An 8,859-nucleotide genomic window follows, 5' to 3' on the forward strand; every position below is an offset into this window, starting at 1 on the left:
TCCAGCTGATCGGCGCTTCCGCCACGGTTGAACCGTTGCGAACCGGGCCTTGCCGGATCAGCACCAAGACGGCGAGAAGCCCCAGCGTGGAAAGGATCGCAGCGCCGATCCAGTCTTCGCGCCAGCCAAAACCATTGGCCGAACTGAATGCGACCAGCAAAGAGGAGAGTGCAATGCCGGTGCCGACCCCGCCGAAATGCAAGGCTTGCAGATCCTGACGGTTGGCGGCAGCGAGGTGACTGAAGACGATCGTCGCGGTGAACACCAGCATGAAGGCACTGGCCATACCGGCGAAGAATCTGACAATTGAAAACACAATGACGCCGTCACTGACGCTCATCGCAAAGCATAGGGCCGCGCTCAGCGCGAGGGAAAGATAGACCAATGGCCGTTCTCTTCCCGACGCCCAGCCAAAACCCGCAATGATCGCCCCGAGAAGGTAACCAAGGTAGTTGGCCGAGGCGATAACGCCGGCATCACCCGGCGTCAGGCCAAGATCGCTCATCATGCCGGGCAGGATTGGCGTGAAAATGAAGCGGCCAATGCCCATGCCAATGGCCATGGCCACGAGCCCGCCAAGGGCTAAACGAACAGGAGATGCGGGGGGCGGATTCATGCGCGGGACATTATCGCCGCCCGCTGCCGTGACAAACCAATTAATTTGATCGTTTGATTATTTTGAGTGATCAGCAGCAGGGTTGTGGTGCGTGGTTCGCCCTTCGGCGGGCTCAGGAAGCTCACCATGAAGGAGCTTGTTTGATTGGCAAAGGCAATCGCCAACCTCAGTTGTCCGTGGCTTCCTGCAACGCACTTACCTCCCTCATGGTGAGCTTGTCGAACCACGCACTGTGATCGGCCAGCCAAGAGAAGCAAACGGCTTTACCATCTTGCGGGCATTTCCAGTCTCAAAGTGAATATTCAACCAGGCGATCCGCCTCCGCACCCCGCCGTGTAATCCGATAAACCGCAGCGGGCGGTAAATTTCGAAAAGCGCGGCCGATGCACGTTGCTTCGAGCTCCAACTGTTCAAGAACAGCTTTCGGTACCGGGCAGCGCAGACCGTAGGTGAACTGATAGAAGGCACCGTCAGAACGCAGATTGCCAAAGGCGCCGCCGAGGATTGCCGCTACGTTTTCCGGCGGCATACTCAGGAACGGCAGGCCGCTGACGACGGCGCCGGCGGGTTCTGCTTCGAACAGATCATGCATGCCCAGCTGGCAGGCATCCATCTGCAGGATCCGCAACCCGGGAAATCGCGCTTGAAGCAACCTTGCGAATTCCGTGCCATATTCGATGAGCGTCAGATTGTTCGGACTGACACCGCGTTTCAGCAAAGCGTCGGTGAAGACGCCGGTGCCGGGTCCAAGCTCGAGAACACTGCCCGTCGTGGCACTGATCTCGCTGGTAATCAATCGTGCCAGGGCCGCACCTGATGGTGCGATGGCGCTGACCCGCGACGGATCAGTCAGCAGCGCACGAATGAATGTCCAAATTCCACCTGTGGTCATGTGTTTCAAGCCCGTCCTGTTCCGAGAACATCCGTATGGCGCGCCTGGATTGAGGGAACATTGCGGTTTCAGGAGACAATAACATAATTTCAAATCTCCGCACTCAAGCTGCGGCCGGCAATCTGATGCTGAAGCAGGCACCGCTTGTTGCAGCATCGACGATCATGACCTGGCCCTTGTGCAAGCGAACAATCTCGCGCACGAGATTGAGCCCGAGCCCGACGCCGCGATCACGAGCCTGAAGCCGGTGGAATGGCTCGAATACCTGCTCGCGCTGATCCAGTGGCACGCCAGGCCCCTCATCGGTGACCAGGATCGTCGCCGGTTTCTCCACCTTGATGGTGATGTTGCCCTTTCGCCCGCCGTGCTGGATGGCGTTCTGGACGAGATTGCTCAAAGCACGTTCGAGCGAAGCCTGATCGCCAACAACGATTGCCTGTTCGGCCTCCGCTTCGAAAGACAGATTGTAACCCGCGGCGATGGCAAGCGGCGCAATGTCAGCCGCAACGCGCTGGCCGATGACGACAAGATCGACTGGCACGAAATCACTGGCATAGCGGTTGAGCCGCTGCAGATCGAGGAGTTGTTCCGCAAGAACAGACAGGCGGGCGACATCCTCGAGCAGGCGGCTGGTTTCAGCGTTCGCCGGCAGGGTTTCCAGCCGGGTCTGCAGGATGGCGATGGGCGTGCGAAGCTCGTGGGCAGCGTCAAGCAAAAAGCGCTTGTGCCGTTCATAACCCTCATCGAGGCGTCCCAAGGCATTGTTGACAGCGGTGACCAGCGGCGTCACCTCCGTCGGCACGCCTGCCAGCGGCAGGCGCGCACCGCGTTCGTCAATGTTGATTTTTTCAGCTTGCGCAGCAACCTCTCCCAGACCGCTATGAGCCTTGCGTACCACGAGCGGCGTCACGAAGAGCGTTACCAAACCCATCAGCACGGTCAGGGGCAGGACGAAACCGAGGAAGATCGTGCCGAGCGCGACGAAAACGCGACCGAAATTCACAGAACCGCCTGATCCGGCGAGGACCTGCACACGTCCTGCTGCTGTATCCACCCATTTCAACCGGGCTGTCTGGCGTACCGGCTGGCCTAGATTCCAGCCGAAACGCGCCTGTCCGACGTCGTAAAGTGTGGCACCGATTTTCTGAAATTCCGGCGGTACAGTGCCTTCCGAAACGACATCGCCTTCAGGGTCCCTGATAATGAACCAGAAGTCCGGGACGTTGGCACGCTGCCGCTTGATCGCCGGGGTATCGGTCACGACCAAAGCGCCGCCGGCATCACGCATCACGGCGGATTGCAGTGCCTCGATCGTGTCATCTTCGGCATCAAGCGAGATGAGGTAGCCGTTCCACCACATGATCGTGATGATGAGGAAGACAACCAGCGCCAGCAACGCCGCCTGAAGAATGACGATGCTCTTCACGAGCTTCCATTTAAGCGAATGGGGTTTGGAGAGGTCCATCAGGCCGAACGTTTCAACAGGTAGCCGACACCGCGCACGGCGTGAATTTCGACGCCTGCCTCCGCTTCGAAGAGCTTGCGGCGCAGGCGGGACACGTGGGTGTCGAGGGCATTGGACTGGATTTCGTCGTCCATACTGTAGACCATTTCTTCCAGCGCCGAACGCAGCACAGTCCGCCCCATCCGCCTGAGCAGCGCCTCAAGGACCAGCAACTCACGGCGGGGCAACTCGAACCGCGTGCCGTTGACGCTGGCTTCACGGTGCATGAGATCAAGGGAAAGCTGGCCGAGCTTCAGGACTTCCGCCGGCATGTTGGGCGGGCGGCGCAGCACGGCGCGCAGCCGGGCGAGGAGTTCATCAATGGCAAAGGGCTTGCCGAGATAGTCGTCGGCGCCATTGTCGAGCCCATCGATGCGGTCGGCGAGATCCCCCCGCGCTGTCAGCACGATCACCGGAACGCCCGCCCCCTTGGCACGCAACGCCGGAACCATGGTGAGGCCGTCGCCATCCGGGAGCTGGCGATCGAGCAGAATGGCATCGTAGAGATTGAGCGCGACTGCTTCTTCGGCATCGGCAAGTGTCCCGACCTGATCAACCACCATGTCATGGTGCTTCAGCGCGTCCGCCAGCGCAGCCGCCATTTCCGGCTCGTCTTCGACCAGCAATATCCGCAATGCTTCAACCTCGATGCAACCTTGAACTCCGCCTGATCTAGGTCATGCACATTGCCGCAAGGTTGCGCAACAGCAGCGGCTGTCATTCGGAGTGAATTTTGGCGATTGCAAATACTTAGGAAATATCCTAAGTATTGTGACCATTCGAAAGAACCGAGGATCCAATATGAACGGGCTTTCTGCCGGCACAGCGCCGGGCGCTCCCCCCATCGACGGCATTTTCCGCGCGTTGTCCGACCCGACGCGGCGTCATGTGCTCGAACGTCTGACCCGCAGTCCCGCGTCCGTCAGCGAGCTCGCCGAACCGTTCGACATGGCCCTTCCCTCCTTCGTCGAGCATTTGAGGGTGCTCGAAGGGTGTGGACTGGTGAACTCGAAAAAGACCGGGCGCGTCAGGACCTACCAGCTCGTCCCCGAGCCTTTGAAGCTGGCTGAGGACTGGCTGTCGACGCAGCGAACGCTGTGGGCGCGGCGCCTCGATCAGCTCGACGATTACCTCATTGAACTCAAGGAGAAGAACACATGACCCGCACGCCGCTGATACACAATCCCAAGCTCGATCTTGTTCTGGAACGCGTCGTCGAGGTGCCGCGCAAACTGGTCTGGAAGGCATGGACGATGCCCGAGCACGTCGCCAAATGGTTTACGCCGAAACCCTGGTACATTTCCGACTGCGAGATCGACCTGCGGCCGGGCGGCATCTTCCGGACGGTCATGCACTCGCCCGAGGGGGAGCAATCGATCAATCTCGGTTGTTATCTGGAGGTCGTGCCGAATGAGCGTCTGGTCTGGACCGATGCGCTCCTGCCGGGATACCGGCCATCACACGAGCCATTCCTGACGGCGATCATCACACTGGAATCGCAGGCAAGCGGGACAAAATATACCGCAATGGCGATGCACCGCGACGAAGCGACCCGTCAAAAGCACGAGGATATGGGCTTCTTCGATGGCTGGGGGACGGTGCTCGATCAACTCCGAGCCTATGTGAAGACGATATGAAAATCGGCTGAGCGATTGCGCCAACAGGCCGTCGCAACAAGAGCGCGATTCAAGGGGTCAGGCGCCGTGATCTTCGGCCAGACTCAGTGCGAGTTTCCGCAGGAGTTCTGCAAGGGTAGCCTGCTCGTCTTCACTCAGTCCGGCCAGCAACGCCGCCTCCACTCTCATGTCTTCGCGAAAGGCCGTCTGGGCACGCAGGCGGCCTTCCTCTGTTAGCTCGACCGGCAAGCTGCGCGCATCACCTTCCGCCGCTGGACGGTGGATCAGCCCGGCCTTGGCGAGCCGGTTGAGCCTGTCGGTGAGGCCGCCCGACGAGATCATCAGGGAGCGAAACAGCTCGGTCGGCCGCAGCCGATAGGGCGGCCCTTGACGCAAAAGGGTGGAGAGCACGTCAAATTCACCCGTGTCGAGCCCGTGTGCGGCAAATACCGATTCTATCGGCGGTCGTACTTTAAGTGCGATCCAGCGTGCACGACCGAGCACGGCCATGCCTGCCGTATCGACGTCGGGCAGCTCGTCGGCCCATTGCAAGCGTCGCGTATCGATGTGGTCGAGTGGAACTGTGGACAATTGTCTTGACATCAAGATTTTTTCTCCGATATGTCTCGACGTCAAGATAACAGACCTGTCCGCGTTGACAATGGAGACGGCAATGGTGGTCGAAGCTACGGTCGCGCCAAGCGCGAAACGGAGCCGAGGATATGATCGTCGTCCATATTGACCACAGGCTGAACAGGTCTGGCTCGCCACACAAGAATGGGAGAATAATATGCAGATAAGTTCGTCAACAATGCTTTGGGCGGGGAGGATCTTCACCACGATCTTCGCCCTCTTCATGCTTGTCGCCTCGATCGCGCCAAAGCTGGCGGGCGCGAGGGTTGCTTCAGACACGCTTGTCCAGCTCGGATGGCGGGGAGACTACGCCCTGATGATCGGATTGATCGAGCTGGCGTGTCTGGTGCTCTATCTCATGCCCCGGACAAGGCTGCTCGGGGCCGTACTCATGATGGGCCTCCTTGGCGGCGCCATGGCGACGCAAATCCGAGCAGGAAGTCCGCTGTTCAGCCATATCCTCTTCAGCTTGTATCTGGGCCTGTTCATGTGGGGCGGTCTGTGGTTCCGCGACGCAACGCTGCGAGCCAAATTCCCAGTGTCGAAAAAGAGTGATTAAAACTTAGGCAAACTTCATAAAATGCTAAATTGACAGCACGCACCCCTCTTCCGAGAGCGGACCCGTCGTGGCTGCAACCGGCGGATTCACTATTCCGGTTGTAGCCATCACAGCTTTTCTGACGCTTGGCACGGGACTTGCTTCATCGATCCTGAAACTCAAAAACAGGAACCTTTCAGATGAAGCGCAGACAACTCCTCCTTACACTCGGTGCCGCGATCATGATGATGACGCCAATCCTGGCGCCCAAGGCCGCGCATGCCGATGCGCTTGCCGACATTGCGGCGCGCGGTGTACTGCGCGTGGCTGTCCCGCAGGACTTTCCGCCTTTCGGAAGCGTCGGGACCGATATGGCACCGATGGGCTATGATATCGATGTGGCCAACCTGATCGGTGAGAAACTGGGCGTAAAGACCGAACTGGTTCCCGTGACAAGCGCCAACCGTATTCCCTACCTGCAGACCAACAAGGTCGATCTGGTCATTTCCAGCCTCGGAAAGAATGCAGAACGAGAAGCTGTCATCGATTTTTCCAAACCCTATGCGCCATTCTTCAACGGTGTCTTTGCGCCTGAGTCTGTCGCTGTATCCAAGGCCGAAGATCTCTCCGGCAAGACTGTCGGCGTGACACGCGGCGCCATCGAGGACCTCGAACTGACCAAGATCGCAACGGGGGATACGGTCATCAAGCGCTATGAAGACAATAACGGCACCATTTCGGCCTTCCTTTCCGGCCAGGTGGAAGTTGTGGCGACGGGAAATGTCGTTGCTGCAGCGATCCTTGCCAAGAACCCGCCCAAACGTCCCGAACTGAAGTTCCTGATCAAGAATTCTCCCTGCTATATCGGCCTCAACAAGAACGAACCCGCGCTGCTGGAGAAGGTCAACGCCGTCATCGCAGCCGCCAAATCCGATGGTTCGCTCAATAGTATTGCGCAGAAATGGCTGGGCGCCGGCATTCCGGCCGATCTCTGAATCCAGCTTCTCGCATCACCCCGCCATGCGGGGTGACCTATTGTCCTGAGCGGACGGGGGCTCCACTTTGAAGTACGTATTTGATTATGCCTGGCTTACCCAATACTGGCCGGTGCTGCTCAAGGGCATTCTCGTTACCATCCAGCTGATTGCCGTCGGTGCAGTAGCCGGCATAGCGCTCGGCATTGCCTGTGCCTGGGTCCGAAGTCTCGGGCCAAAATGGTTGCGCCCGCCGGTAACAGCCTATGTCGAATTGATCCGCAACACGCCCTTTCTGATCCAGTTGTTCTTCATCTTCTTTGGCCTGCCTTCACTCGGGCTGCAGATGAGCGAGCTGGAGGCCGCCAATCTGGCGATGATCGTCAATCTCGGGGCCTATAGCTGCGAGATCATCAGGGCGGGCATCCAGGCGACGCCGCGCGGCCAGTTCGAAGCCGGGGCGAGCCTCGCAATGTCGCCTTTTGAAACCTTTCGCCACGTCATCCTTGTCCCCTCGCTGCAAAGGATCTGGCCGGCTCTGTGCTCGCAGGTCATCATCGTCATGCTCGGATCGTCCGTGGTTTCGCAGATCGCTACAGAGGACCTGACGTTTGCCGCCAATTTCATTCAGTCCCGCACCTTCAGGGCCTTCGAAGCCTACTTCGTCTCGACGGCAATCTATCTGCTTATGGCGATAGTGCTGCGGCAGGCGCTGATGGCTGTGGGGTCGCTGATTTTCCCGAGAAGGAGCCCGCGGTGATCGAATTTTCTCTTTGGGATATTGTTCGCAATCTGCTTTTGTCGGCGCGCTGGACGGTCATACTCTCGCTTGTTTCATTCATCGGCGGCGGGCTCGTCGGGACATTGCTCCTGTTCATGCGTATCGGACGCCGCCGCGCGCTGCAGTTCTTTGCCAAATATTATGTCGAGCTGTTCCAGGGCACGCCGCTACTGATGCAACTGTTCCTTGCCTTCTTCGGTCTCGGTCTTTTCGGGATCGACGTTCCTGCCTGGCTCGCGGCTGGCGTTGCACTCATCCTGTGGTCAGCAGCCTTCCTTACCGAGATCTGGCGCGGCTGCGTTGAAGCAATCGCCAAGGGGCAATGGGAAGCATCGTCCAGCCTGGGCATGGGGCATATACAGCAGATGCGCTACGTGATCCTGCCGCAGGCGCTGAAGATAGCGATTCCGCCGACCGTCGGTTTCTCCGTTCAAGTCATCAAGGGCACCGCCCTCACCTCGATCATCGGTTTTGTCGAGCTTTCAAAAGCCGGAACCGTCGTGACCAACGCGACTTTCCAGCCCTTCACGGTCTACGGGCTCGTCGCACTGATCTATTTCGCACTGTGCTGGCCGCTGTCAAAGAGCAGCCAGATCTTGGAAAGGAAACTCAATGTCGCTCATCGAAATCACTGAAGTCCGCAAGAGTTTCGGGGCAAATGAGGTTCTCAAGGGCATCAATATCGATGTCGATCCGGGTGAAGTCATTGCCATCATCGGCAAGAGCGGTTCGGGCAAGTCGACGCTGTTGCGTTGCATCAATGGCCTGGAACTGATCGATGATGGCTCGATTTCCGTTGCCGGCGCGCAATTGCTGCCCGACGAACTCCATCTCAAGGCGCTGCGGCTGAAGGTCGGCATGATCTTTCAGCAGTTCAATCTCTTTCCGCACCTGACGGCCGGCGGCAATGTGATGCTGTCGCAGATGGTGGTCAAGAAAACGCCCAAGGCCGAAGCCGAAGCCATGGCCCGCAAGATGCTCGACCGGGTGGGCCTTGGCCACAAATATAATGCCTTTCCGGACGAGTTATCCGGCGGTCAGCAGCAGCGCGTCGCCATCGCACGTGCCCTGGCAATGCAGCCGATCGCCTTGCTTTGCGATGAAATCACCTCGGCGCTCGATCCGGAACTGGTGGCAGAAGTTCTGGGCGTTGTGCGTGAACTGGCGGCGGAAGGCATGACGCTGCTGATGGTGACGCACGAGATGAAATTCGCCCGCGACGTCTGCAACCGGGTTGTCTTCATGCATCAGGGCCGCGTCCACGAAATCGGCAAGCCGGAGGAGGTTTTTGCCAATCCGAAGACA

At 58.8% G+C, this 8,859-nt stretch carries 13 protein-coding genes; 7 read left to right on the top strand and 6 right to left on the bottom strand.

Annotated features, from left to right (window positions below; translation table 11 throughout):
* From AAAC48_RS14260 to AAAC48_RS14280, 5 genes are all read right to left on the bottom strand, one after another.
* Positions 1-562, bottom strand: a 562-nt coding sequence (locus AAAC48_RS14260; protein WP_340654808.1) for a YbfB/YjiJ family MFS transporter, incomplete at its 3' end; no start/stop codon positions are given.
* Positions 563-612: 50 nt separating this feature from the next.
* Positions 613-780, bottom strand: a complete 168-nt coding sequence (locus AAAC48_RS14265; protein ID WP_340654809.1) for a hypothetical protein — start codon at positions 778-780, stop codon at positions 613-615.
* A gap of 125 nt (positions 781-905) precedes the next feature.
* The gene (locus AAAC48_RS14270; protein WP_340654810.1) at positions 906-1,508 is read right to left on the bottom strand and encodes an rRNA adenine N-6-methyltransferase family protein; all 603 of its coding nucleotides are present in this window, start codon (positions 1,506-1,508) and stop codon (positions 906-908) included.
* Between the two features lie 103 nt (positions 1,509-1,611).
* Positions 1,612-2,973, bottom strand: coding sequence for a HAMP domain-containing sensor histidine kinase (locus AAAC48_RS14275; RefSeq protein ID WP_340654811.1), 1,362 nt, complete (start codon positions 2,971-2,973; stop codon positions 1,612-1,614).
* Complete coding sequence (locus AAAC48_RS14280) at positions 2,973-3,647, bottom strand: response regulator transcription factor (RefSeq protein WP_340654812.1); 675 nt, start codon at positions 3,645-3,647, stop codon at positions 2,973-2,975. The genes AAAC48_RS14275 and AAAC48_RS14280 overlap by 1 nt, the downstream gene beginning before the upstream one ends.
* 166 nt (positions 3,648-3,813) lie before the next feature.
* Between AAAC48_RS14280 and AAAC48_RS14285 the strand changes: the two genes are divergently transcribed.
* The gene (locus AAAC48_RS14285) at positions 3,814-4,173 is read left to right on the top strand and encodes a metalloregulator ArsR/SmtB family transcription factor (RefSeq protein ID WP_340654813.1); all 360 of its coding nucleotides are present in this window, start codon (positions 3,814-3,816) and stop codon (positions 4,171-4,173) included.
* On the top strand, positions 4,170-4,649 hold the full coding sequence (locus AAAC48_RS14290; protein WP_340654814.1) for an SRPBCC family protein: 480 nt from the start codon (positions 4,170-4,172) through the stop codon (positions 4,647-4,649). Before AAAC48_RS14285 ends, AAAC48_RS14290 begins: the two co-directional genes overlap by 4 nt.
* 57 nt (positions 4,650-4,706) lie before the next feature.
* Here the strand turns inward: AAAC48_RS14290 and AAAC48_RS14295 are convergent, their stop codons facing one another.
* Positions 4,707-5,231: a MarR family transcriptional regulator gene (locus AAAC48_RS14295; RefSeq protein ID WP_340654815.1), complete on the bottom strand. Its 525-nt coding sequence runs from the start codon at positions 5,229-5,231 to the stop codon at positions 4,707-4,709.
* Between the two features lie 187 nt (positions 5,232-5,418).
* Here AAAC48_RS14295 and AAAC48_RS14300 point away from each other — a divergent pair, with 187 nt between their 5' ends.
* The 5 genes from AAAC48_RS14300 to AAAC48_RS14320 all read left to right on the top strand — a co-directional run.
* Positions 5,419-5,820, top strand: coding sequence for a DoxX family protein (locus tag AAAC48_RS14300; protein WP_340654816.1), 402 nt, complete (start codon positions 5,419-5,421; stop codon positions 5,818-5,820).
* Positions 5,821-6,041: 221 nt separating this feature from the next.
* On the top strand, positions 6,042-6,794 hold the full coding sequence (locus AAAC48_RS14305; RefSeq protein WP_340654820.1) for a transporter substrate-binding domain-containing protein: 753 nt from the start codon (positions 6,042-6,044) through the stop codon (positions 6,792-6,794).
* A gap of 67 nt (positions 6,795-6,861) precedes the next feature.
* On the top strand, positions 6,862-7,533 hold the full coding sequence (locus tag AAAC48_RS14310) for an amino acid ABC transporter permease (protein ID WP_340654817.1): 672 nt from the start codon (positions 6,862-6,864) through the stop codon (positions 7,531-7,533).
* Positions 7,530-8,189 carry an amino acid ABC transporter permease gene (locus tag AAAC48_RS14315; RefSeq protein ID WP_340654818.1) on the top strand — a complete coding sequence of 220 codons (660 nt, stop codon included), beginning with the start codon at positions 7,530-7,532 and terminating at the stop codon, positions 8,187-8,189. The genes AAAC48_RS14310 and AAAC48_RS14315 overlap by 4 nt, the downstream gene beginning before the upstream one ends.
* On the top strand, positions 8,167-8,859 hold a 693-nt coding region (locus AAAC48_RS14320; protein WP_340654819.1), incomplete at its 3' end, for an amino acid ABC transporter ATP-binding protein. The genes AAAC48_RS14315 and AAAC48_RS14320, both read left to right, overlap by 23 nt.

Source organism: Phyllobacterium sp. (genome assembly GCF_037994405.1).
Lineage (GTDB): Bacteria > Pseudomonadota > Alphaproteobacteria > Rhizobiales > Rhizobiaceae > Phyllobacterium.

Excerpts from the sequence above, each read along its gene's own strand:
- AAAC48_RS14275 (WP_340654811.1), bottom strand. The coding sequence starts at position 2,973 with ATGGACCTCTCCAAACCCCATTCGCTTAAATGGAAGCTCGTGAAGAGC.
- AAAC48_RS14290 (WP_340654814.1), top strand. The coding sequence starts at position 4,170 with ATGACCCGCACGCCGCTGATACACAATCCCAAGCTCGATCTTGTTCTG.
- AAAC48_RS14270 (WP_340654810.1), bottom strand. The coding sequence starts at position 1,508 with ATGACCACAGGTGGAATTTGGACATTCATTCGTGCGCTGCTGACTGAT.
- AAAC48_RS14300 (WP_340654816.1), top strand. The coding sequence starts at position 5,419 with ATGCAGATAAGTTCGTCAACAATGCTTTGGGCGGGGAGGATCTTCACC.
- AAAC48_RS14305 (WP_340654820.1), top strand. The coding sequence starts at position 6,042 with ATGATGATGACGCCAATCCTGGCGCCCAAGGCCGCGCATGCCGATGCG.
- AAAC48_RS14285 (WP_340654813.1), top strand. The coding sequence starts at position 3,814 with ATGAACGGGCTTTCTGCCGGCACAGCGCCGGGCGCTCCCCCCATCGAC.
- AAAC48_RS14295 (WP_340654815.1), bottom strand. The coding sequence starts at position 5,231 with ATGTCAAGACAATTGTCCACAGTTCCACTCGACCACATCGATACGCGA.